Genomic DNA, 21,720 nt, shown 5'->3' on the forward strand with positions numbered 1-21,720 from the left:
CGGATGCCCGACAAACCCCTGACACCGCTGCTTGACCGCATCGCATCCCCGGCCGACCTGAAGGGTCTGCCGGTTTCGAAGCTGCGACAGGTCGCCGACGAGCTCAGGGCCGAGACCATCTACGCGGTCAGCCAGACCGGCGGGCACCTTGGCGCCGGGCTCGGCGTGGTCGAGCTGACGGTGGCGATCCACGCGATCTTCGACACGCCCCACGACAAGCTGATCTGGGACGTGAGCCACCAGTGCTACCCGCACAAGATCCTCACGGGCCGGCGCGACCGGATGAACACGATCCGCCAGAAGGACGGGCTGTCGGGGTTCACCAAGCGTTCGGAAAGCCCCTACGACCCGTTCGGCGCCGCGCACAGCTCCACCTCCATCTCGGCCGCGCTGGGCTTCGCCGTGGCGCGCGACCTGGGCGGTGCGCCCGATCACGGGATCGGCGACTGCATCGCGGTGATCGGGGACGGCGCGATGAGCGCGGGCATGGCCTTCGAGGCGATGAACAACGCGGGCCACCTGGGCAAGCGGCTGATCGTCATCCTGAACGACAACGAGATGTCCATCGCCCCGCCCGTGGGCGCGCTGTCGTCCTACCTGTCGCGCCTCTACGCCGGCGAGCCCTACCAGGAATTCAAGGCGGCCGCGAAAGGCGCGGTGAGCCTCTTGCCGCCGCCGTTCCAGGAAGGCGCGCGCCGGGCCAAGGAAATGCTCAAGGGCATGACCGTCGGCGGCACCATGTTCGAAGAGTTGGGCTTTTCCTACGTCGGCCCGATCGACGGACACGACATGGACCAGATCACGCAGGTGCTGCGCACGGTCCACGACCGCGCGTCGGGCCCGGTGCTGATCCACGCGATCACCAAGAAGGGCAAGGGCTACGGCCCCGCCGAGGAACGCGACGACCGGGGCCACGCAACCGCCAAGTTCGACGTGCCCACCGGCAAGCAGCACAAGGCGCCCTCGAACGCACCGTCCTACACGAGCGTGTTCGGCAAGACGCTGACCAAGCTTGGCGAAACGGACGACAAGATCGTCGCGGTGACCGCCGCCATGCCGGACGGCACCGGCGTGGACATCTTCGGCGCGCGCTTCCCGGGCCGGACCTTCGACGTGGGCATCGCCGAACAGCATGGCGTGACATTCTCGGCCGGGCTCGCGGCCGGGGGGATGCGCCCGTTCTGCGCGATCTACTCCACCTTCCTGCAACGCGGCTACGACCAGGTCGTCCACGACGTGGCGATCCAGCGCCTTCCCGTGCGCTTCATGATCGACCGTGCCGGGCTGGTGGGCGCCGACGGGGCGACCCACGCGGGCAGCTTCGACATCGCCTATCTCGCCAACCTGCCGGGCTTCACGGTCATGGCGCCGGCGGACGAGGCCGAGCTCGTGAACATGGTCGCCACCGCGCAGATGATCGACGACGGTCCCTCCGCCGTGCGCTACCCGCGCGGCTCCGGCGTGGGCATCGAGCTCCCGGAAGAGCCCACCCCGCTCGAGATCGGCAAGGGCCGCATCGTCATCGAGGGCAAGCGTGTCGCGCTTCTGTCGCTGGGCCCGCGCCTGGCCCACGCCGAGAAGGCTGCCGAGATGCTCGGCGCCAAGGGGATCGCCCCCACCGTCGCCGACGCGCGCTTCGTCAAGCCGCTGGACGAGGAGCTGATCCTCGGCCTCGCGCGCGACCACGAGGTGCTCATCACCATCGAGGAAGGCGCGATTGGCGGGTTCGGCAGCCACGTGGCACAGCTGCTCGCCGAGAACGGGTGCTTCGACGACGGGCTGAAATACCGCTCGATGGTGCTCCCGGACATCTTCATCGACCAGGCCACGCCGGACGACATGTACCGGATCGCGGGGCTCACGGCCGAGGATATCGTCGAAAAAGTCCAAGCGGCTTTGGGTCTTCGCACCCTCGATTCCAAGCGCGCCTGACGAGTCGCATCCTTCGCGCAACACTTCCCCGGATTCAGCGCCGCGCCAGATGGACAGGTCGCGCATTCACGCCATGATTGCGCTGTTTCAAACGCGGTTTCGCAGACATGAGGGGAATGAAATGAAGAACATCGTCGTCGGACTGATCCTTGCCACCGTCGCCACCTCCGCAATGGCCGGCGCCATGCTTGAGCCGGTGATGGAACCCGGCCCGATCGTGGAACAGGCGAGCGCCCACAGCTTCGATCACGACATTCTCGTGCCGCTCGTCTTCCTCGCGTTCATGGGCATCGTCCTGTTCTTCTGATCCGGACGGGGCGGCCGTGTCTCAGCGCGCGGCCGCTGCCTTTTCTTCCTCGGCCAACAAGGCGCGGAGCCCTTCGCGGTAGGTCGGGTAGAGAAGATCGACGCCAAGCTCCTTGCGGATCCGGTCGTTCCGGACCCGCTTGGATTCGGCGTAGAAGCTGCGCGCCATCGGCGTCATGTCGGCCGCGTCGATGTTTTCCTCGGGTGGCACCGGCCGGCCCAGGAGTTCCGCGGCATATTCGATCACGTCCTGTGGCGGCGCGGCCTCGTCGTCGCAGACGTTGTAGATGCGCCCCGGGCGCGGCGCTTTGATCGAGGCCGCCAGCACCTGCGCGATATCGTCGACATGGATGCGCGAGAACACCTGTCCCGGCTTCACGATCCGTCGCGCCGTGCCATTGCGCACCTTCGCGAAGGGCCCGCGTCCGGGGCCGTAGATGCCCGCCAGCCGGAAGATGTGGAGCGGCAGCATCTTGGTTTCCTTGGCCAGCATCCACCACTGCCCCTCGGCAATCACGCGCTGCTTGCCGCGCTTGGTGGACGGGGTGAGCCCGGTCTCCTCGTCGACCCAGCCGCCGCCGTGGTCACCATAGACCCCGGTGGTGGAAAGATACCCCACCCAGTCGAGCCGATCGGCCATACCCGCGATCTCGTCGCGCCACTCTGCGAGGAAAGGGTCGCCATCTTCGCCGGGCGCGGCAGAGGCGAGGATATGTGTGGCGGACCGGATCGCGGGGCCCAGGTCTTCGCCCGGCCAGATGACCGGCTCGACACCCTCGGCGCGCAGCGCGTCGGCCTTCTCCTCGGAGCGTGTCGTGCCGATGATCCGCCAGCCCTGCGGCAGCAAAACCCGGGTGAGTGCGCGGGCGGAGTAACCGTGTCCGAGGGAAAGAAGCGTGCGTGTCATAAACGCGCATTCTTCACCGGCTAGCTGCGGATGCAACCCCTTGCGCCCGCGCGAAATTACAGGACAATTGCTCCATGACAGACAATCCTTTGAAGAGTTGGCCGGAAACCGCCCCGCGGCTCGTCGCGGTTGCCGCCGGGCGGGAGCCCGCGGATCTCGTGATCCGGGGCGGCAAGGTCGTGAATGTTCACACGCGCGAGGTGCTGGAGGGGTGGCAGGTGGCCATCGCCGAGGGGCGCTTCGCTTACGTCGGACCCGATGCCTCCCATTGCATCGGCGACACCACCGAAGTGATCGAGGCGGAGGGGAAATTCCTCATCCCCGGCCTGTGCGACGCCCACATGCATATCGAAAGCGGCATGCTCACGCCGGCCGAGTTCGCGGCCGCCGTGATTCCGCATGGCACGACGAGCATGTTCACCGACCCGCACGAGATCGCCAACGTTCTGGGCCTCGAAGGCGTGCGCCTGATGCATGACGAGGCCGCGTTGCAGCCCGTCAACATCTTCACCCAGATGCCGTCCTGTGCACCGTCCGCGCCGGGGCTGGAGACCACCGGGCGCGAAATCACGCCCGAGGACGTGGCCGAGGCGATGACATGGCCCGGGATCATCGGGCTGGGCGAGATGATGAACTTCCCCGGCGTGATCCACGGTGATGCCAAGATGCTGGCCGAGATCGCGGCGACACAGAACGCGAACAAGACGGTCGGTGGACACTACGCCTCGCCCGACCTCGGCCCGGCCTTCCACGCCTACGCCGCCGGCGGCCCGGCGGACGACCACGAAGGAGTGTGCGAAGACGATGCCATCGCCCGCGTTCGCCAGGGGATGCGATCCATGATGCGCCTGGGCTCGGCCTGGTACGACGTGGAAACGCAGATCACCGCCGTGACCGAAAAGGGGCTCGACCCGCGCAACTTCATCCTGTGCACCGATGACAGCCATTCCGGCACGCTGGTCAACGACGGCCACATGAACCGCGTGGTGCGCCACGCCATTTCCTGCGGGGCCGACCCGCTTGTCGCGCTCCAGATGGCCACGCTGAACACGGCGACGCATTTCGGGCTCGAACGCGAGCTGGGCTCGATCACCCCCGGCCGCCGCGCCGACGTGATCCTAACCTCGGACCTTACCGCCCTGCCCATCGAGCGCGTGATCGCACGCGGGCGCACGGTCGCCGAGAACGGAAAGATCACCGTGACCTGCCCGCATCTCGACTGGCCGCTCCATGCCCGCGACACCGTTCACCTGGGCAAGCTGCTCGCGGCCGACGATTTCGGCGTCGCCGCGCCCGAGGGCGCCAATTCCGTCACCGCCAAGGTGATCGGCGTGGTCGAGAACCAGGCCCCGACCAAGGCGCTCACGGCCGATCTCCAGGTCTCCGACGGAATCGTTGAGCCGGACGAGGCCAACGACATCGCGCAGATCGCGCTGGTCGAGCGCCACCGTGGCACCGGTGACGTGACCAACGGCTTCGTCTCCGGCTTCGGCTACAAGGGCGACATGGCGATCGCCTCGACCGTCGCGCATGACAGCCACCACATGATCGTGGTGGGCACCTCGCGCCGAGACATGGCGCTGGCCGCCAACCGGCTGGGCGAGGTGGGCGGCGGCATCACCGTGTTCAAGGACGGCAAGGAGATCGCGCTGGTCGAGCTCCCGGTCGCGGGCCTCATGTCCGACGAGCCGGCCGAAACCGTCGCGGCCAAGGCGCAGGGCATGGTCGAGGCGATGGCGGCCTGCGGTTGCACGCTCAACAACGCCTACATGCAGCACTCCCTCCTTGCGCTGGTGGTCATCCCTGAATTACGCATCTCCGATCTCGGTTTGGTCGACGTGACCAAGTTCGAGCTGACCGACCTGTTCGAGGAGCCGTGATGTCGCCTGCTGACCTGACCATGCCGATCAAGACCCCGCCGAAGGTCGAGGCCGAGTATTTCGAGGATCCGGCCAAGGCCGTCACGCGGCTGTGCGAGCTCTACGATGCCGCCTGCGATTTCCTGACGGAGAAATTCTCGGACGCCGCGTCGATGACGGAACTGCCGGGCACGCGGTTTCGCGCGTTCTACCCGGAAATCCGCATCCGCACGACCAGCCACGCGGCCACCGATAGCCGCCTGTCCTTCGGCCACGTGCCGGGACCGGGCACCTATTCGACCACGATCACGCGGCCCGACCTGTTTCGCAATTACCTCGAACAGCAGATCGGGCTCCTGCTCCACAACCACGGCGTTCCGATCGCCATCGGCCAGTCGATCACCCCGATCCCGGTGCATTTCGCGGTGGCCGGACGCTCGGACATCACCATTCCGCAGGAAGGGGCCATGCCCTTCCCCCTGCGCGACGTGTTCGACGTGCCGGACCTGTCCAACACCCATGACGACATCGTCAACGGGCTGGATTACGTGCACGAGGACGGCTCGCACCCGCTGGCGCCCTTCACCGCCCAGCGCATCGACTATTCGCTGGCCCGGCTGAGCCACTACACTGCGACCTATGCGGAGCATTTCCAGAACCACGTGCTCTTCACCAACTACCAGTTCTACGTCGAGGAGTTCGAGCTCTTCGCGCGCGCCATGCTGGCGGACAAGGAGAGCGGCTACACCAGCTTCGTGGGACCGGGGAACGTCGAGATCACGGCCCATGACGCCGATATCCCGCCGCTGAACAAGCTGCCGCAGATGCCGGCCTATCACCTCAAGCGCGCGGACGGTTCGGGGGTCACGCTGGTCAACATCGGCGTCGGCCCGTCGAACGCGAAGACCGCCACCGATCACATCGCGGTCCTGCGCCCCCACGCCTGGCTGATGGTCGGCCATTGCGCGGGGCTCAGGAACTCGCAGCGGCTGGGCGACTTCGTGCTGGCGCATGCCTACCTGCGCGAGGACAAGGTGCTCGACGCCGACCTCCCGATCTGGGTCCCGATCCCGCCGCTGGCGGAAATCCAGGTCGCGCTGGAAGAGGCCGTGGCGGATGTCACCGAGCTCGAGGGTTTCGAGCTCAAGCGCATCATGCGCACCGGCACCGTCGCCTCGCTCGACAACCGGAACTGGGAGCTGCGCGACCAGTCCGGCCCGGTGCAACGGCTGAGCCAGTCGCGCGCCGTCGCGCTCGACATGGAAAGCGCCACCATCGCGGCCAACGGGTTCCGCTTCCGCGTGCCCTACGGCACGCTCCTGTGCGTGTCGGACAAGCCGCTGCATGGCGAGCTCAAGCTGCCGGGCATGGCGAGCGACTTCTACACCACGCAGGTCGGCCGACATCTGCTGATCGGGATACGGGCGATGGAGCGCCTGCGCGAGATGCCGTTGGAGCGCATCCACAGCCGGAAGCTGCGCGCATTCGACGAAACGGCATTCCTTTGAGTGGGGTTTTCCCCCGTCACGTGGCGGAAACCCGTTATTTTCTTGCGCTTCGAGCGTAGAAACAGTTGTGCGCGACCCCGGAGTTCCCTTAAATGCGCCCAATGAAACCCCGAAGATGGGACAGTGAGGAGATATTTTCATGGCGAAACCGCTGACCAAGACGCAGCTCGTGGCCGCTCTGGCCGAGGAAATGGACACCGACAAGAAATCGGCCTCCGCCGCGCTCGACGCCATCACGTCGGTCATCACCAAGGAAGTTTCGAACGGCGGTGCCGTGACGCTTCCCGGCGTTGGCAAGATCTACTGCCGTGAACGCCCCGAGCGCATGGTCCGCAACCCCGCCACCGGCGAGCAGATCAAGAAAGACGCCGACAAGGTCGTCAAGATGACCATCGCCAAGGCGCTGAAAGACTCCGTCAACTCGTAAGAGTGTCGGCCCGGCCTTGTGCCGGGATTTCGATCGGATAGGGTCGCCGCACGGCGGCCCTTTTCGTTTTCCGGCTGACCGGAATGGAGGGGACGATGGACATTCGCGCGATCCTGATGGGGCTGGCTTTCGCGGTCATGTGGTCCTCGGCCTTCACCTCGGCCCGCATCATCGTGGCCGACGCCCCGCCGATCACCGCGCTGTCGATCCGTTTCGTGATCTCGGGCCTTCTGGCGATGGGGCTTGCCGCACTGATGGGCCAGAAGATCAAGCTCACCCGGAACCAGTGGATATCGGTGATCGTGTTCGGCATCTGCCAGAACGCGCTCTACCTGGGCCTCAACTTCATCGCGATGCAGACGATCGAGGCGGGTTTCGCGTCGATCATCGCCTCGACCATGCCGCTGATTGTGGGGCTTCTGGGCTGGATCGTCTTCCGCGACCGGCTTCCGACGCTGGCGGTCGCGGGTCTCGTCGTCGGTTTCGCCGGCGTCGCGCTCATCATGGGCAGCCGCATCTCCGGCGGCGTGGACATGTACGGGCTCCTCCTGTGCGTGATCGCCGCCGTCGCGCTCGCCGTCGCGACGCTGTCGGTGCGGTCGGCCTCGGGCGGGGGCAACCTGCTGATGGTCGTGGGTCTCCAGATGCTGGTGGGGGCCATCGCGCTCGCCCCCTTCGCCGTGGCGCTCGAACCATGGGAGGTGAACTGGAATACGCCGCTGGTGCTGGCCTTCGCCTATACCACGCTGGTCCCGGGCCTTGCCGCGACCTGGGTCTGGTTCGCGCTGGTCGGCCGCATCGGGGCCGTGCGCGCGGCCACGTTCCACTTCCTCAACCCGTTCTTCGGCGTCGCCATCGCGGCGGTGATGCTGGGCGAACGGCTCGGCCTGGTCGACATCATCGGGGTCGCGGTCGTGACCGTCGGCATCCTCGCGGTGCAGCTGTCGAAGCAGAAACCCGCCCCCGTGACCGCGGAGCGCGCGGCGACCTGACGCGCGGCGCCTGAAACACATCCTCACGCCCTTGTCGGGTGACAGTGAGCGCGCCAAGGCGGCAAGGATAGGCATGGAACTGATCCTCGCATACGGTGCGGGCCTGCTTACGCTGATCAACCCCTGCGTCCTGCCGGTCCTGCCCATCGTGCTGGCCACCGCGCTCCAGGCGCACCGGGCCGGCCCCGCCGTGCTCGCGCTCGGGATGTCCGTGTCGTTCGTCACCTTCGGGATGCTGGTCTCCACCGTCGGCTACGCCATTGGCGTGACCGAGGGCACGGTCGCCACCGCGGGCGCGGTCCTGATGATCGCCTTCGGGCTGATCCTGCTGGTACCGCAGGCCAACGCCGTGTTCGCCACGGCCACCGCGGGTCTGTCAGCCCGCGCTGACGGCGGCATCGACAGCTTCGACCGCACGTCGCTCTGGGGGCAGTTCGGCGGCGGTCTTCTGCTGGGCGCGGTCTGGTCGCCCTGCATCGGCCCCACGCTGGGCGGCGCCATCGCGCTGGCCAGCCAGGGCGAGAACCTCGGCCGCGCCTTCGCGATCATGGTGATGTTCGCCGCCGGCGTCTCGACCCTGATCCTCGCCATCGGCTACGGCCTGCGCGCCACGGCGCTCAGACGCTTCGCCAACGTGTCGCGCCCAGTGCTGGGCGTGGCCTTTCTTTTGGTCGGTGCCGCCATCCTCTTTCGTATCAACCACGTGATCGACGCCTGGCTGCTTCAGGCCATGCCCGCCTGGCTCGTCGATCTGTCCGTGTCCATCTAGGGAGATCCCCATGAACCGCCGCGCATTCCTCGCCACCGTCTCCGCCGCCGCGCTGATCCCCGCGCTGGGGCAGGCCGCCACCATCGCCTACACCCCCGGCGCGCTGGAGCGTGCCCTCAAACGCGGCACGCCCGTCGTGCTCGACTACTTCGCGCCGTGGTGCAGCACCTGCCAGGCCCAGCGCCGCGTGATCGCGCGCCTGTTCGACGAGAACCCGGCCTACACGGACAAGATCACCTACATCGAGGTCGACTGGGACACCTACAAGCGTGACGAGATCACCACCGCGCGCCAGATCCCGCGCCGCTCGACGCTCGTCGCGATCGCCCCGGACGGGACAGAGCTCGACCGGATCGTAGCGGGCACCGGCTACGAAGCGATCAAGGCGCTCTTCGACAGCGCGCTGGCCAGCGCCACGGCCTAGATCAGCAGGAAGATCGCGACGTTCAGCGTCACGAAGGAGGCGACCGTCGCCACGAGCAGCGCGAGGGAGGCAAGGCCCTCGTGTCCCGATTCCTGTGCAAGCACCGTGTAGATCGTGAACATCGGCACCGCGGTGGACAGGATCAGCGCGACCCTGAGGTCCCCGCCAAGCCCGAGACCCACGAGACCCAGGAGCGTGATCGCCGCCAGCGTGACCAGCGGATGCACGACCAGCTTTGCCACCGCGATCTGCGCGGCGAGCGCCCGGTTGCCCTTCACGGCGAGCCCCGCCAGCGACCCCCCGATCACGATCAGGGCGATCGGCGCGGCGGAGCCCGCGATCATGTCGATGAGGCGTGTGAGCGGGGCCGGCAGCGTGACCCCCAGGACCGACACCACCAGCCCGACGATGAGCCCGATCACCATCGGCCGCCTGAGCACGCCCAAGAGCACCTTGCCCAGGTGGAAACCGCCCCCCTTCGCCGCCTCGATGAGCGCGAGCGCCAGGGGGATGAGGATGACGTTCTCGACCAGCATGTTCATGGCCAGGATCAGGCCCGCGATGTCGGGAAACAGGATCAGCATCATCGGCGCGCCGATGAACCCCGAGTTGGGTACCGTCGCCCCCATCGCCCCGACGGCCCGGCGCTGCGGCCCGGTGATCGCCGAGAACCAGCCGAACGCGATCCCCATCGTCACCAGTCCGCCCAGCAGGAAGGCGGTCATGTAGGGCAGGTTGAACACCTCGCCGATGTCGCGGCTCGCCACCGCGTTGAAGATCAGCGCCGGCAGCGCGATCTGCATGACGTAGCCGCCCAGCACCCGCATGTCCGCCGACCGGAACACCTGCCAGCGCACGAGGCCATAACCCAGCGCGATCGCGGCGAAGATCGGGAAGGTGATCCCCAGGATGGCCGTCATCGGCCGATCGTGCCGCGCGGCCCTTCGCCCACCTGCGCCCGGTGCAGCATCAGGTGATCGAGGATCACGCAGGCCGCCATCGCCTCGCCCACCGGCACCGCGCGGATGCCGACGCAGGGGTCGTGCCGGCCCTTGGTGACGATCTCGGCGGGCTCACCGGCCTTGGTGATCGTGCGGCGCGGCGTGAGGATCGAACTCGTCGGCTTCACCGCGAACCGGCAGACGATGTCCTGCCCGGAGGAGATCCCGCCCAGGATGCCGCCCGCGTGGTTCGACGAGAACACCGGGGTGCCGTCGTCGCCCATGTCGATCTCGTCCGCGTTCTCTTCCCCGGTCAGGCGCGCGGCGTTCATGCCTTCGCCGATTTCCACCCCCTTCACCGCGTTGATCGACATCATCGCGGCGGCCAGGTCGGTATCGAGCTTGGCATAGATCGGCGCGCCCAGCCCCGCGGGCGCCCCGCGCACGACCACCTCGATCTCCGCCCCGACGGAGGAGCCGGACTTGCGCAGCCCGTCGAGGTAGTCGGCCCAGGTCCCGGCCGCGGTGGCGTCGGGCACCCAGAACGGGTTGCGCTCGATCTCGTCCCAGTCGAACCGCGCCCTGTCGATCGCCTCGGTGCCCATGCGCGTCATGTAACCCCGGATCTCGATCCCCGGCGCCAGCTCGCCCAGCGCGGCGCGCGCGATCCCTCCGGCGGCGACCCGGGCGGCCGTCTCGCGGGCCGAGGACCGTCCCCCGCCACGCGGATCGCGAATCCCGTATTTCTGCCAGTAGGTGATGTCGGCATGCCCCGGGCGGAACTTCTCGGCGATCTCGGAATAATCCTTCGAGCGCTGGTCGGTGTTCTCGATCATCAGCTGCACGGGCGTGCCGGTGGTGCGGCCCTCGTAGACCCCCGACAGGATGCGCACCGCGTCCGGCTCGCGCCGCTGCGTGGTGTACTTGTTCTGCCCGGGCTTGCGCCGGTCCAGCCAGTGCTGGATCGCGGCCTCGTCCAGCGGCACGCCCGGCGGCACGCCATCCACGGTCGCCCCCAGCGCGGGCCCATGGCTTTCGCCCCAGGTCGTCACCCGAAAGATATGCCCGAAAGAGTTCATCATGGCCCGGCTCCTTTGCCCGCTTCGGTAGCCGACCCCCCGGAAAACCTCAACTCTTCATCGTTCCCCAAGTACTTCGGGGGTGTTTGAGGGGGCAGAGCCCCCTCATTCCGCCGGGACCCGCCAGCGGCGGGGCGCGGCTGATCCGGCGCGTGCGCAGCACGCACCGCGGCCCCTTGCGGGCGGACGCGCCCGTGCATAGTCTCTGGAGCACCTCGGGGTGCCCGCGCCGTCCGGCGCGTGGCTGAGATGCACTTGCGAACCCGTTGAACCTGAACCGGCTAGAACCGGCGGAGGGAAGGTCAGGACCGTTTGGTCATCCTGCCGGACTTTCGCCCGTGGCAATGGAGGATGACATGAGAACACCCATCATCGCAGCGGGACTTGTGTGCATGGCGGGCGCCGCCAGCGCGCAGGACACGCTGACCGTCTACACCTATGACAGTTTCGTCACCGAATGGGGTCCCGGCCCCGTGATCGAGCAGCGCTTCCAGGAACGCTGCGACTGCGATCTCGAATTCGTCTCGGTGGGCGACGGGGCCGAGATCCTGTCGCGCCTTCGGCTCGAAGGCGAACGGACCGAGGCGGACGTCGTGCTCGGTCTCGACGAGAACCTGGCCGAAGCCGCGCGCGACACGGCGCTTTTCGCGAAACACGGCGTGGAAAGCCCGCAGCTCGACCTGCCGATCGAGTGGCAGGACGACATGTTCCTTCCCTTCGACTGGGGCTACTTCGCCTTCGTTTACGACAAGACGCGGGTCGAAACCCCGCCCGCCTCGTTCGAGGAGCTGGCCGAAAGCGACCTGTCCGTCGTGATCCAGGACCCCCGTTCCTCCACCCCCGGCCTCGGGCTCGTGCTCTGGGTCAAGGCGGTCTACGGCGACGACGCCGCGGATTACTGGGAACGGCTGAACGACCAGGTCGTGACGGTCACCAAGGGCTGGTCCGAAGCCTACGGCATGTTCCTCGAGGGTGAGGCGGACATGGTGCTGTCCTACACCACCTCGCCGGCCTACCACCTGATCGCGGAAGACGACGACACGAAAGCCGCCGCGCCGTTCGAGAACGGCCATTACATGCAGATCGAGATCGCCGGGAAGGTCGCGTCGACCGACAATCCGGACCTGGCCGACATGTTCCTCGACTTCATGCTGACGGACGGCTTCCAGGGCGCGATCCCGACGACCAACTGGATGTATCCGGCCAAGATGCCGGCCGAGGGTCTGCCCGAAGGGTTCGACACGTTGCACGAGCCCGAGAAGGCGCTCGTCTACCTCGGGTCCGAGGCCGAGGCGATCCGCGACGACGCCATAGAGGAATGGCGCGCGGTCTCTTCTCAGTGACACGCACCACAGGGGCGGGCGCCACGGCGCTCGCCCTCGTCCTGTTCCTGGCGCTCGGCACGCTCGTGGCCGTCGCCCTGCGCGCGGAGGGCGCGGGGGCGTTCACGGTCGCCGACTTGGCAGCCCTGCGCTTCACGCTGGTCCAGGCCACGCTGTCCGCCGCCCTCTCCATCGCGCTCGCCATCCCGGTGGGCCGCGCGCTTGCCCGGCGCAGTTTTCCGGGCCGCGGCGTGTTGGTCATGCTGCTCGGCGCGCCTTTCATCCTTCCGGTGATCGTGGCCGTTTTCGGCCTGATCAGTGTCTTCGGCCGCTCCGGGCTGGTGAGCCAGGCATTGCTCGCGCTCGGACTGGAACCGATCTCGATCTACGGCTTTCACGGCGTTGTGCTGGCGCACGTGTTCTTCAACCTGCCGCTGGCCACCCGGCTCGTCCTGCAAGGCTGGCTCGCCATTCCCGCCGAACGCTTCCGGCTCGCCGCGTCGCTCGGCTTCACCGCCCGCGACATCGCCCGGCAGCTCGAACGCCCGATGCTGCGCGAGGTGCTGCCAGGCGCCTTTCTCGTGATCTTCCTGTTGTGCCTGACGAGCTTCGCCGTGGCGCTCGCGCTCGGCGGCGGGCCGCGGGCCACGACGATCGAGCTCGCGATCTACCAGGCGTTCCGGTTGGACTTCGACCTCGGCAAGGCCGCGCTCCTGGCACTGGTCCAATTCGCGCTCGGTGCCGCGGTCGCGCTGATCGCGCTGCGTGTCGCCCTACCGCCGGGTTTCGGCGCGGGTCTGGACCGCGCTGTCAGCCGATGGGATGCGAACACGCCAATGCTGCGCGCACTCGATGCGGCGCTGATCACGCTGGCGACGCTGTTCCTCGTCCTGCCCATGACGATGATCGCCGTCGACGGGCTTCCGGCGCTGGCCACCCTGCCCGCCTCGGTCTTCACCGCCACGGCCCGTTCGCTGGGCGTGGCGCTGGCATCCGTGATCCTCACGCTCGCCCTCGCGCTGCCCATCGCGGCCTGGTCGGTGAAAAGCGGCTCGCGGCTGGTCGAGGGCGTCGGCACCCTCACCATCGCCGCCTCCCCGCTGGTGATCGGCACCGGTCTGTTCATCATCCTGTTCCCGATCACCGACCCTTTCGCGCTGGCCCTGCCGGTCACCGCGCTGGTCAACGCGGTCATGTCGCTGCCCTTCGCCCTGCGCGCGCTGGTACCCGCGCTGGGACAGGTGGAGGCCGATTTCGGGCGCCTCGCGGACGGGCTTGGCATGACCGGCACCGCGCGGCTGCGCCACCTCTGGCTGCCGCGGCTGGCACGACCGCTCGGGTTCACCGCCGGCCTGTCGGCCGCGTTGTCGATGGGCGATCTCGGGGTGATTGCGCTTTTCGCGAGCCCCGACGCCCCCACGTTGCCGCTTCAGATCTATCGTCTGCTGTCGGCCTACCGGATGGACGACGCGGCCGGGGCGGCGCTGATCCTGCTGGTGACGAGCCTTGCGCTCTTCTGGGTTTTCGACAAGGGAGGGCGGGTGAATGCTGACGCTTGAGACCCTTCATATCGACCTGGACGGGTTCACGCTCGACGCCGATTTCAGCGTCGAGACGGGGCGCCGTGTCGCCGTGCTCGGGCCGTCGGGTGCCGGGAAGTCGACGCTGCTCGCCGCGATCGCGGGCTTTCAGCCCGTGTCCGGCCGGGTGCTCTGGGACGAAACCGACCTGACGCCGCTCCCCCCCGCGCAGCGGCCGGTCACGATGATCTTCCAGGACAACAACCTCTTCCCCCACCTCACGGCCGCGCAGAACGTCGGGCTGGGCCTGCGCCCGGACCTGCGGCTCTCGCGTGATGACAAGGCGCGCGTGGACGAGGCGTTGACCCGTGTCGGGCTTGGCGGTCTGGGCACGCGCAAGCCCGCCGCGCTGTCGGGCGGCCAGGCCGCACGCGTGGCGCTGGCGCGCGCCGTGCTGCGCCACAAGCCGGTGATGCTGCTAGACGAACCCTTCGGTGCGCTCGGCCCGGCCCTGCGCGACGAGATGCTGGGGCTGGTGCGCACCCTCGCGGACGAAGTGGGGGCGACGCTCCTCATGGTCAGCCACGAGCCGGAGGACGCGAAGGCGATCGCGCACGAGGTCGTGCTGGTCGCCGACGGGCGCGCCCACGCGCCCGTGCCCACGGCAGAGATCTTCGCCAACCCGCCCGCGGCGCTGCGCGACTATCTCGGGCGCGAAGGCTGACACGAAAAAGGGCGCCCACCGGGGCGCCCTTTTCGATTCTCGCGGGAGAAATGGATCAGAGATCCATTTCCTTGCCGTACTTGTGCGGCGCCCAGAGCTTCTTGTTCGTGAGGTAGAGCAGCGAGGCCAGGATCACGAGCATGATCACGCCCACGAAGCCTGCCTGCTTGCGCGCCATCATCTTGGGCTCGGCGGTCCACATCAGGAACGCGGCCACGTCCTCGGCCATCTGCTCCGGCGTTGCCTCGGTGCCGTCGTCGTACTCGACGAGGCCGTCGAACAGCTGCGGCGCCATCGAGACCCAGCCACCTTCGAAGGCGGTGTTCTCGTAGAGGTACTGGCCGGCGACCTCGTTCTCTTCACCGGTAAAGCCGGTGAGGAAGTTGGCGATGTACTCGGCGCCGCCCATGCCCTTGACGAGCTGGTTGATGCCGGTGCCCGCCGGGCCGTGGAAGCCCGCGCGCGCCTTCGCCATGAGGCTCAGGTCGGGCCCCATGCCCTCGCCGGTGACAGCAGGGAAGTTGTCGCGCGGCAGAGCCGGGCGCCAGTCGTCGATGGTGTCGTCGTAGACCTCGTAGTTCTCGGCGGCCCAGGCGCGCACTTCGTCCTCGGAGTAGCCGAGTCCGCCGGGCTCGTAGAGCGACCGGATCGGGACGTACTGCAGGCCGTGACAGGCGCGGCAGACCTGGTCGTAGACCTTGAGGCCCCGCTGGAGCTGTGCCTCGTCGTAGGTGCCGAAGGGCCCTTCGAAGGAGAACGCGATATCCTCGATATGCCCGCCTTCGCCGGCGGCCACGGCGGCGGTGCCGCCGAAAGCCAGGGTGGCAGCGGTGACCGCGGTAAGGGTGAGTTTCCTGATCATTGTCTTATGAACCTCTTTCTCACTCGGCCGCCGTAGGGGCGTCGGGGTAGTGTTCCTTGAAGTCTTCCTCGATCGTCTCCGGCGGAGTCTCCGGCTTCTCGAACACGCCGAGGAGCGGGAGGATCACCAGGAAGTAGGCGAACCAGTAGGTGGCCCCGATGAGCGAGATCCAGTCATGCGGGAAGTTCGTGTCACGGGCGCCGACCCACATCAGGACGATGAAGTCGATCACCAGCAGGCGGAACCACCACTTGAAGGCCGGGCGGTACTTGCCCGAGCGGACCGACGAGGTGTCGAGCCACGGGGCCAGCGCCATCACGAAGATGGCCCCGAACATCGCCAGCACGCCGAAGAATTTGGCGTCGATGATGCCGCCGGTGATCCAGCTCACCAGCTGCACGGCCCAGACGTCGGCAGTGAAGGCACGCAGGATCGCGTAGAACGGCAGGTAGTACCATTCGGGCACGATGTGTGCGGGTGTCGCCAGCGGGTTGGCCTCGATGTAGTTGTCGGGGTGGCCGAGGTAGTTCGGCATGAAGCCGACGATGGCCCAGAAGATCAGGAGGACGATCGCCAGGGCGAACAGGTCCTTGATCACGAAGTAGGGCCAGAACGGCAGCGTGTCCTTCTTGGCTTCGTCTTTCGAGCCGCGACGCACCTCGACACCGGTCGGGTTGTTGTTGCCCGTGGTGTGGAACGCCCAGATGTGGACCGCGACCAGCGCGGCGATCACGAAGGGCAGCAGGTAGTGCAGCGAGAAGAAGCGGTTCAGCGTGGCGTTGCCCACGGCCGGCCCGCCCAGGAGCCAGGTCTGGATTTCGTCGCCCACGAAGGGGATTGCGCCGAAGAGGCCCGTGATGACGGTGGCGCCCCAGAAGGACATCTGGCCCCACGGCAGCACGTAGCCGAGGAAACCGGTCGCCATCATGACGAGGTAGATCAGCATGCCGATGATCCAGGTCACTTCGCGCGGCGCCTTGTAGGAACCGTAGAAGAGGCCGCGGAACATGTGGATGTAGACGGCGACGAAGAACAGCGACGCACCGTTCATGTGCAGGTAACGCAGGAAGAAGCCCCCGTTCACGTTGCGCATGATGTGCTCGATCGACGCGAACGCCATGTCGACATGCGGCGTGTAGTGCATCACCAGGATGATGCCGGTGACGATCTGCAGAACCAGGCAGAACGCCAGAACGATGCCCCAGATCCACCACCAGTTGAGGTTCTTCGGGGTCGGGATCATCAGCGTGTCGTATGCAAGCGACACGATGGGAAGCCGCTTGTGCAGCCATTTACCAAAGCCGGACTGCGGCTCGTAATGGTCGTGGGGAATGCCAGCCATCGTTACCTCCCTTAGCCCAGCTGAATCGTGGTTTCGTCAACGAACTGCGCGACCGGAACCGGAAGGTTGGTCGGCGCAGGTCCGCGACGGATGCGGCCGGCCGCGTCGTAGTGCGAACCGTGGCAGGGGCAGTACCACCCGCCGTAGTCACCGGCACCGTCACCGAGCGGCACGCAGCCCAGGTGCGTGCACACGCCCATCATGACCAGCCATTTCTCGTCTTCGTCCAGCGTCCGGTTCGGGTCCGTCGCCGGCGCCTCACCGTCGATGTTCGCGTTGCGCGCGACCGGATCAGGCAGGTCCTCGACCGGCGTCTCGTTCGCCTGGTCGATCTCGTCCTGCGTGCGATGGCGGATGAAGACCGGCTTGCCCAGCCACTGAACCGTGAGCTGGCTGCCCTCGGCCACACCCGAGATATCGACGCGGATGGAGGCCAGCGCCCGCACGTCCGCCGAGGGGTTCATCTGGTTGATCAGCGGCCAGACGGCGGCGCCTGTCGCCACGACGCCGGCACCGGCAGTCGCATAATAGAGGAAATCCCGGCGGGTCCCTTCGTGATCGTCAGCGTGTGACACGAGAGTTTCTCCCTTTCTAAGCCGCGCAACACGGCCCAATGTCCCATGAGGCCGCGGTTTTCCCGCAGCCCATCGCGGCGGTGTTTAGCGCCTGAAAAGGCACCCGTCCAGCCGACATTCACGCGCGCGTGCGAGATTTGTTCCCGGAAACCGTGGTTTATGGTGTGGCGTGCTGACGCAGCCACAGGAGAGCGTTTCCTGATATTTTCAGTCGGATTTTCCGAGTCGCGCGGTCAGCCCGCAGGCGCCGTCGCCGCCATGCTGGGACGCTGGGAAAACGCTTCGTACCACGATGCGAGCTCGGCCCGCCCGGTGCGCCAGTCACGGTCGCCGTGGCGAAAATCGAGGTATCCGAGCGCGCAGCCGATGGCGATCTGACCCGCGTCGATCGGCCCGGCCAGGTGGCTCATCCAGCGCGCCACGAGCGCGTCGAGCGCGCCCTCGATCTTGCTCCACTGCGCGTCGACCCACACGTCGTAGCGCTTTTCCTCGGGCCGCACCCGGCCCTCGTAGACCATGAGAACCGCGGCATCCATGATCCCGTCCGCCGTCGCCTCGAGCGTCAGGACCTCCCAGATTCGACGCTCCTTGTAGAGGCCGGCATCCGCGCGGGCGTCGAGGAAGCGGGTGATGACCCGGCTGTCGTAGAGCGTGCAGCCATCGGGGCGGATGAGCGCCGGCACCTTCTTCATCGGGTTCGCCGCCGAGGCTTCGGCCGAGGGGGTCACGGGGGTCGTGACCGTCTCGATCATCTCGACCTCGTCGTCCTGCTCCGTTTCCAGAAGCATGACCCGCACCTTCCGCACGAAAGGCGAGGCGGCATTGCCCACAAGCTGCATCATGTCGTCAGACTTTCCTGAATTTGACCCGTCCAAGCGCGGTGGCATCCACCTCGAGCGCCGGACCAGTGGTGCCAAACCGGAAGACCCGGCGCAAGCGCCCCGTCGCCGAAACCTGCTCCGGCTCGCGCCGGACCGTCATGCCCTCGGCCACGTCGTCCAGCGCGTCCTCGGCCCGCTGGTCGCGCCGCCCGGGTTCGACCCGGCGCGCAAGGCGATAGCTGGCCAGGGCGACCCCGCCACAGGTCACGGCGTAAAGGGCGATGGGGGCAAGCGGTAGCGGCATGTTACACTCCTTCACATCGAGATTAGGAGCTACCCGGGCCGCTGTCCAACGCTATCGTCAGTCGATGTCGGGGCGGCGCATCAGCGCCGAAAGGGCCGCGATCTCCTGCCCCATGCCCTTCTTCATCTTGCGCGAGGCGGCGTGGCGCACCGGGGGCGACTTGTTCTGACCCAGCTTCCAGGTGCCCTCGACCTCTTCGACATGAAGCCGCACGGGCACGATGGCGCGCTGCATCTTCTCGAACACCTCCGGCGTCATCTTGTCGGGCGACCACGGGGTCTTGCCCTTGATGCGGCTCTCGAAGGCATAGGATTGGAAGGCCAGCAGCCCCGGCAACACGTCGTCGGGCCGCCGCTCCAGCATCCCTCGCAGGTGAACGGCGACGTAATTCCAGGTCGGCACCTGGTCTTCGACCCCGTACCAGTCGGGCGAGACATAGGCGTCCGGCCCGTTGACCACGATGGCCGCCGCCACCGGCGCCTCCAGCGCGCGCAGAATCGGGTTCGAACGCACCAGGTGCAACGCGGCGATCGAGCCGTCCTCGTTCAGCGTGAAGGGCACGTGAGCAAAGAGCGGCGCATCCTCTCCGTTGATCGACAGGATGCCGAAGCCGCGCTCGCGCGCGAAGGCCAGGTTGCGGGCCGTATCGGCTTTGCGAAAGGCCGGGTTCGGGTGCATCAGGCCACCAGTTGGCCGTTCGCCTGCCCCGCGATGCGCGCGGTGACGATCTGGCCCTCGGGCTGGTCCGAACCGAAGGTCACTTCCGCGAAATGCTCGGTCCGGCCCATGCGCGGGTTTTCCATCAGGACCGTGTGCGTCACGCCCTGCTGCGCGTCGAGGTGGCGCGCCACGGCCGCTTCGCCCGCCGCACGCAACCGCGCCGCCCGGTCCTTGATCACCGCGCCGTTCACCTTCTGCGGGATGCGCGCCGCCGGCGTGCCCTCGCGCGCCGAGTACGGGAAGACGTGGAGCCACGTCAGGTCGCACTCCTCGACAAGCCGCAGCGAGTTCTCGAAATGCGCCTCGGTCTCGGTCGGGAAGCCCGCGATGATGTCGGCCCCGAACGTGATTCCGGGCCGAAGGCGCCGCGCCTCTTCGCAGAAGGCGATGGAATCGTCGCGCAGGTGGCGGCGCTTCATGCGCTTGAGGATCAGGTCGTCGCCGTGCTGAAGGCTGAGGTGAAGATGCGGCATCAGCCGCTTCTCGGTCGCGATGGCGAGCATCAGGTTCTCGTCCGCCTCGATGCTGTCGATCGAAGAGATCCGCAGGCGCGGCAGGTCCGGCACGAGCTTGAGGATGCGCATCACGAGATCGCCCAGCCGTGGTGTGCCCGGCAGGTCGGCCCCCCAGCTGGTCAGGTCGACGCCGGTCAGCACCACTTCGTTGTAGCCCGACTGCACGAGCCGCTTGATCTGGTCCACCACGACGCCCGCGGGCACCGAGCGCGAATTGCCCCGACCGTAGGGGATGATGCAGAACGTGCAGCGGTGGTCGCAGCCGTTCTGCACCTGCACGTAGGCGCGCGACCGCGTGCCGAACCCGTCGATCAGGTGACCGGCGGTCTCGGTGACCGACATGATGTCGTCGACCTGCACCTTCTCGGACGTTTCCATGAGCCCGGCCCAGGTGGCGGGCTGCATCTTCTCCGAATTGCCGACGACGAGGTCGACCTCGTCCATCCCCGCGAAAGTGTCCGGTTCGGTCTGCGCGGCGCAGCCGGTGACGATCAGCTTCGCCTCGGGATTCTCGCGGCGCAGGCGGCGGATTTCCTGCCGCGCCTTGCGCACGGCCTCGGCGGTGACGGCGCAGGTGTTGACCACCACAGCGCCCTCGACCCCCGCCTCGTCGGCGAGCGACTTCATCGCCTCGGTTTCATACGCGTTCAGCCGGCATCCCAGCGTCGCGAAGATCGGTGCGTCAGTCATTCCACGCCCTCCAGGAAGGCTTTCGTCAGCACGGCGTCGAAAACATGCGCGGTCGGCCCGGTCATCCACACGCCGTCCTCGCGCCAGTCGAGGGTCAGCCAGCCGCCATCGACCTCCATGCGCACCTTGCGGTCGGTGAGGCCCCGTTCGGCGGCAGCCACGGCGGTGGCGCAGGCCCCGGACCCGCAGGCCAGCGTGATGCCGGTCCCGCGCTCCCAGACCCGCATGCGAATCTCGTCAAGCGCCCGGACCTCGGCGAACTCCACGTTCGTGCGCTGCGGGAAAAGCGGGTCGAACTCCACCGCCCGGCCGCGCTCGGCCACGTCGATCGCATTCACGTCGTCGACGAAGAAGACCGCGTGCGGGTTGCCCATGCCCACGCCCATCGGGTCGCCGTCGAGCGGCAGGTGCCGCGTGTCCATCGCGCGCGACAGGGGAATCTCGTCCCACATCATCTGCGGCGGGCCCATGTTCACATGCACCGCGCCATCCACCAGCCGCGCCTCGAGCACGCCGCGCGTGGTGCGGATGGTCAGACGGTCGCGCCCGCCCTCGTCGAACAGGTAGCGCGCCACGCAGCGCGTCGCGTTCCCGCAGGCCCCGGCACGGCTTCCGTCGCTGTTCCAGAAGTCCAGGTCGATGTCCGCTGCGTCGCTGTCGCGGATCTCGGCCAGCTGGTCGAATCCCACGCCGCGATGCCGGTCGCCCAGCGCCCGCGCAAGCGGTTCGGTGGTCACGGCGGAGCGCCCCCGTGAATCGAAAATCACGAAGTCATTGCCGGCGCCGTGCCACTTCATGAAGGGCAGGCCTGTCTGGTCGCGCGTGGTGCTCATGGCGCGCATATACGCTTGGTGGAAAAACAATGCCAGAGAGTGCCGTTTTTTCTCTTGACCCCGTAGCCCCCTCGCCTTAGTCAGCGCTCCGCAGTGGGCCGTTAGCTCAGTTGGTAGAGCAACTGACTTTTAATCAGTGGGTCGCAGGTTCGAATCCTGCACGGCTCACCACTTCGCAAGACAGACGTTGATCGACAGGCATCGCCGCCAGGCGGGCGCCTTCGATGCGTTTGCGCGACCTATTCCCGACTTTCGCAAGTGCCACGGCGCATGTCGGAACGCCGTTAACCCTTTGTTAATGCTGGCCGGGTTAACGCTTTCTAAGGTTATCGACGGCTTGCATCAGGG

General features: G+C 67.3%; 22 protein-coding genes, 1 tRNA gene and 1 riboswitch. Of the genes, 12 read left to right on the plus strand and 11 right to left on the minus strand.

Annotated elements, in window-relative coordinates; all coding sequences use genetic code 11:
* The first annotated feature begins 3 nt into the window (after nt 1-3).
* Together dxs and GQE99_RS19895 are read left to right on the plus strand one after the other, a co-directional pair.
* Entirely contained in the window at nt 4-1,932 is a 1,929-nt protein-coding gene (gene dxs / locus GQE99_RS19890) for a 1-deoxy-D-xylulose-5-phosphate synthase (protein ID WP_161353703.1), read from the plus strand.
* Between the two features lie 121 nt (nt 1,933-2,053).
* Nucleotides 2,054-2,239: a hypothetical protein gene (locus GQE99_RS19895; protein ID WP_161353704.1), complete on the plus strand. Its 186-nt coding sequence runs from the start codon at nt 2,054-2,056 to the stop codon at nt 2,237-2,239.
* Between the two features lie 21 nt (nt 2,240-2,260).
* On the opposite strand, the gene GQE99_RS19900 is transcribed toward GQE99_RS19895, so the two are convergent.
* Nucleotides 2,261-3,145: an SDR family oxidoreductase gene (locus tag GQE99_RS19900; RefSeq protein WP_161353705.1), complete on the minus strand. Its 885-nt coding sequence runs from the start codon at nt 3,143-3,145 to the stop codon at nt 2,261-2,263.
* Between the two features lie 74 nt (nt 3,146-3,219).
* Here GQE99_RS19900 and ade point away from each other — a divergent pair, with 74 nt between their 5' ends.
* The 6 genes from ade (at nt 3,220) to GQE99_RS19930 (ending at nt 9,124) form a co-directional block, all read left to right on the plus strand.
* Nucleotides 3,220-5,025, plus strand: coding sequence for an adenine deaminase (gene ade, locus GQE99_RS19905; RefSeq protein ID WP_161353706.1), 1,806 nt, complete (start codon nt 3,220-3,222; stop codon nt 5,023-5,025).
* Entirely contained in the window at nt 5,025-6,512 is a 1,488-nt protein-coding gene (locus tag GQE99_RS19910; RefSeq protein ID WP_161353707.1) for an AMP nucleosidase, read from the plus strand. The genes ade and GQE99_RS19910 overlap by 1 nt, the downstream gene beginning before the upstream one ends.
* Nucleotides 6,513-6,651: 139 nt before the next feature.
* Entirely contained in the window at nt 6,652-6,939 is a 288-nt protein-coding gene (locus tag GQE99_RS19915) for an HU family DNA-binding protein (RefSeq protein WP_161353708.1), read from the plus strand.
* 95 nt (nt 6,940-7,034) lie between these two features.
* On the plus strand, nt 7,035-7,931 hold the full coding sequence (locus GQE99_RS19920) for a DMT family transporter (protein WP_161353709.1): 897 nt from the start codon (nt 7,035-7,037) through the stop codon (nt 7,929-7,931).
* Nucleotides 7,932-8,004: 73 nt separating this feature from the next.
* Complete coding sequence (locus tag GQE99_RS19925) at nt 8,005-8,700, plus strand: cytochrome c biogenesis CcdA family protein (RefSeq protein WP_161353710.1); 696 nt, start codon at nt 8,005-8,007, stop codon at nt 8,698-8,700.
* Between the two features lie 10 nt (nt 8,701-8,710).
* Nucleotides 8,711-9,124, plus strand: coding sequence for a thioredoxin family protein (locus GQE99_RS19930; protein ID WP_161353711.1), 414 nt, complete (start codon nt 8,711-8,713; stop codon nt 9,122-9,124).
* On the opposite strand, the gene GQE99_RS19935 is transcribed toward GQE99_RS19930, so the two are convergent.
* On the minus strand, nt 9,121-10,044 hold the full coding sequence (locus tag GQE99_RS19935) for an AEC family transporter (RefSeq protein ID WP_161353712.1): 924 nt from the start codon (nt 10,042-10,044) through the stop codon (nt 9,121-9,123). The genes GQE99_RS19930 and GQE99_RS19935 overlap by 4 nt on opposite strands.
* Nucleotides 10,041-11,147 (minus strand): chorismate synthase, encoded by a 1,107-nt coding sequence (aroC, locus tag GQE99_RS19940; protein WP_161353713.1) that lies wholly within the window; start codon nt 11,145-11,147, stop codon nt 10,041-10,043. The genes GQE99_RS19935 and aroC overlap by 4 nt, the downstream gene beginning before the upstream one ends.
* A gap of 203 nt (nt 11,148-11,350) precedes the next feature.
* Nucleotides 11,351-11,460, plus strand: a riboswitch (TPP riboswitch).
* Between the two features lie 40 nt (nt 11,461-11,500).
* On the opposite strand from aroC, the gene thiB reads away from it, so the two are divergent.
* Genes thiB through GQE99_RS19955 form a run of 3 tightly spaced genes read left to right on the plus strand, consistent with a single transcriptional unit; the run spans nt 11,501 to nt 14,710 of the window.
* Nucleotides 11,501-12,487, plus strand: coding sequence for a thiamine ABC transporter substrate binding subunit (gene thiB / locus GQE99_RS19945; RefSeq protein WP_161353714.1), 987 nt, complete (start codon nt 11,501-11,503; stop codon nt 12,485-12,487).
* The gene (locus tag GQE99_RS19950) at nt 12,463-14,025 is read left to right on the plus strand and encodes a thiamine/thiamine pyrophosphate ABC transporter permease ThiP (RefSeq protein ID WP_161353715.1); all 1,563 of its coding nucleotides are present in this window, start codon (nt 12,463-12,465) and stop codon (nt 14,023-14,025) included. Before thiB ends, GQE99_RS19950 begins: the two co-directional genes overlap by 25 nt.
* Nucleotides 14,012-14,710, plus strand: coding sequence for a thiamine ABC transporter ATP-binding protein (locus GQE99_RS19955; protein WP_161353716.1), 699 nt, complete (start codon nt 14,012-14,014; stop codon nt 14,708-14,710). The genes GQE99_RS19950 and GQE99_RS19955 overlap by 14 nt, the downstream gene beginning before the upstream one ends.
* Nucleotides 14,711-14,765: 55 nt before the next feature.
* On the opposite strand, the gene GQE99_RS19960 is transcribed toward GQE99_RS19955, so the two are convergent.
* From GQE99_RS19960 to dapF, 8 genes are all read right to left on the minus strand, one after another.
* Entirely contained in the window at nt 14,766-15,572 is an 807-nt protein-coding gene (locus GQE99_RS19960; protein WP_161353717.1) for a cytochrome c1, read from the minus strand.
* A 19-nt stretch (nt 15,573-15,591) separates the two neighbouring features.
* Nucleotides 15,592-16,914, minus strand: coding sequence for a cytochrome b (gene petB / locus GQE99_RS19965; RefSeq protein WP_161353718.1), 1,323 nt, complete (start codon nt 16,912-16,914; stop codon nt 15,592-15,594).
* 11 nt (nt 16,915-16,925) lie between these two features.
* On the minus strand, nt 16,926-17,489 hold the full coding sequence (gene petA / locus GQE99_RS19970; protein ID WP_161353719.1) for a ubiquinol-cytochrome c reductase iron-sulfur subunit: 564 nt from the start codon (nt 17,487-17,489) through the stop codon (nt 16,926-16,928).
* Nucleotides 17,490-17,722: 233 nt separating this feature from the next.
* Complete coding sequence (locus GQE99_RS19975; protein WP_161353763.1) at nt 17,723-18,328, minus strand: glutathione S-transferase family protein; 606 nt, start codon at nt 18,326-18,328, stop codon at nt 17,723-17,725.
* A gap of 7 nt (nt 18,329-18,335) precedes the next feature.
* Complete coding sequence (locus GQE99_RS19980) at nt 18,336-18,614, minus strand: hypothetical protein (RefSeq protein ID WP_161353720.1); 279 nt, start codon at nt 18,612-18,614, stop codon at nt 18,336-18,338.
* Nucleotides 18,615-18,671: 57 nt separating this feature from the next.
* The gene (locus GQE99_RS19985) at nt 18,672-19,292 is read right to left on the minus strand and encodes an FMN-binding negative transcriptional regulator (RefSeq protein WP_161353721.1); all 621 of its coding nucleotides are present in this window, start codon (nt 19,290-19,292) and stop codon (nt 18,672-18,674) included.
* Nucleotides 19,292-20,539, minus strand: coding sequence for a tRNA (N(6)-L-threonylcarbamoyladenosine(37)-C(2))-methylthiotransferase MtaB (mtaB, locus tag GQE99_RS19990; RefSeq protein ID WP_161353722.1), 1,248 nt, complete (start codon nt 20,537-20,539; stop codon nt 19,292-19,294). Before mtaB ends, GQE99_RS19985 begins: the two co-directional genes overlap by 1 nt.
* Entirely contained in the window at nt 20,536-21,372 is an 837-nt protein-coding gene (gene dapF, locus GQE99_RS19995; RefSeq protein ID WP_161353723.1) for a diaminopimelate epimerase, read from the minus strand. The genes mtaB and dapF overlap by 4 nt, the downstream gene beginning before the upstream one ends.
* A gap of 95 nt (nt 21,373-21,467) precedes the next feature.
* Between dapF and GQE99_RS20000 the strand changes: the two genes are divergently transcribed.
* Nucleotides 21,468-21,543 (plus strand) — tRNA-Lys (locus tag GQE99_RS20000).
* The last annotated feature ends 177 nt before the right edge of the window (nt 21,544-21,720 follow it).

This window comes from Maritimibacter harenae, assembly GCF_009882975.1.
In the GTDB taxonomy this organism is placed as follows: domain Bacteria; phylum Pseudomonadota; class Alphaproteobacteria; order Rhodobacterales; family Rhodobacteraceae; genus Maritimibacter; species Maritimibacter harenae.

Bases quoted from the DNA above. Each gene is read 5' to 3' on its own strand.
- dapF (WP_161353723.1), bottom strand. From the start codon at position 21,372: ATGAGCACCACGCGCGACCAGACAGGCCTGCCCTTCATGAAGTGGCAC.
- mtaB (WP_161353722.1), bottom strand. From the start codon at position 20,539: ATGACTGACGCACCGATCTTCGCGACGCTGGGATGCCGGCTGAACGCG.
- ade (WP_161353706.1), top strand. From the start codon at position 3,220: ATGACAGACAATCCTTTGAAGAGTTGGCCGGAAACCGCCCCGCGGCTC.
- GQE99_RS19980 (WP_161353720.1), bottom strand. From the start codon at position 18,614: ATGCCGCTACCGCTTGCCCCCATCGCCCTTTACGCCGTGACCTGTGGC.
- dxs (WP_161353703.1), top strand. From the start codon at position 4: ATGCCCGACAAACCCCTGACACCGCTGCTTGACCGCATCGCATCCCCG.
- GQE99_RS19895 (WP_161353704.1), top strand. From the start codon at position 2,054: ATGAAGAACATCGTCGTCGGACTGATCCTTGCCACCGTCGCCACCTCC.
- thiB (WP_161353714.1), top strand. From the start codon at position 11,501: ATGAGAACACCCATCATCGCAGCGGGACTTGTGTGCATGGCGGGCGCC.
- petB (WP_161353718.1), bottom strand. From the start codon at position 16,914: ATGGCTGGCATTCCCCACGACCATTACGAGCCGCAGTCCGGCTTTGGT.
- GQE99_RS19950 (WP_161353715.1), top strand. From the start codon at position 12,463: ATGGCGCGCGGTCTCTTCTCAGTGACACGCACCACAGGGGCGGGCGCC.
- GQE99_RS19900 (WP_161353705.1), bottom strand. From the start codon at position 3,145: ATGACACGCACGCTTCTTTCCCTCGGACACGGTTACTCCGCCCGCGCA.
- GQE99_RS19960 (WP_161353717.1), bottom strand. From the start codon at position 15,572: ATGATCAGGAAACTCACCCTTACCGCGGTCACCGCTGCCACCCTGGCT.
- GQE99_RS19920 (WP_161353709.1), top strand. From the start codon at position 7,035: ATGGACATTCGCGCGATCCTGATGGGGCTGGCTTTCGCGGTCATGTGG.
- GQE99_RS19975 (WP_161353763.1), bottom strand. From the start codon at position 18,328: ATGCAGCTTGTGGGCAATGCCGCCTCGCCTTTCGTGCGGAAGGTGCGG.
- GQE99_RS19935 (WP_161353712.1), bottom strand. From the start codon at position 10,044: ATGACGGCCATCCTGGGGATCACCTTCCCGATCTTCGCCGCGATCGCG.
- GQE99_RS19915 (WP_161353708.1), top strand. From the start codon at position 6,652: ATGGCGAAACCGCTGACCAAGACGCAGCTCGTGGCCGCTCTGGCCGAG.
- GQE99_RS19985 (WP_161353721.1), bottom strand. From the start codon at position 19,292: ATGCACCCGAACCCGGCCTTTCGCAAAGCCGATACGGCCCGCAACCTG.
- GQE99_RS19910 (WP_161353707.1), top strand. From the start codon at position 5,025: ATGTCGCCTGCTGACCTGACCATGCCGATCAAGACCCCGCCGAAGGTC.
- aroC (WP_161353713.1), bottom strand. From the start codon at position 11,147: ATGATGAACTCTTTCGGGCATATCTTTCGGGTGACGACCTGGGGCGAA.
- GQE99_RS19930 (WP_161353711.1), top strand. From the start codon at position 8,711: ATGAACCGCCGCGCATTCCTCGCCACCGTCTCCGCCGCCGCGCTGATC.
- GQE99_RS19925 (WP_161353710.1), top strand. From the start codon at position 8,005: ATGGAACTGATCCTCGCATACGGTGCGGGCCTGCTTACGCTGATCAAC.
- GQE99_RS19955 (WP_161353716.1), top strand. From the start codon at position 14,012: ATGCTGACGCTTGAGACCCTTCATATCGACCTGGACGGGTTCACGCTC.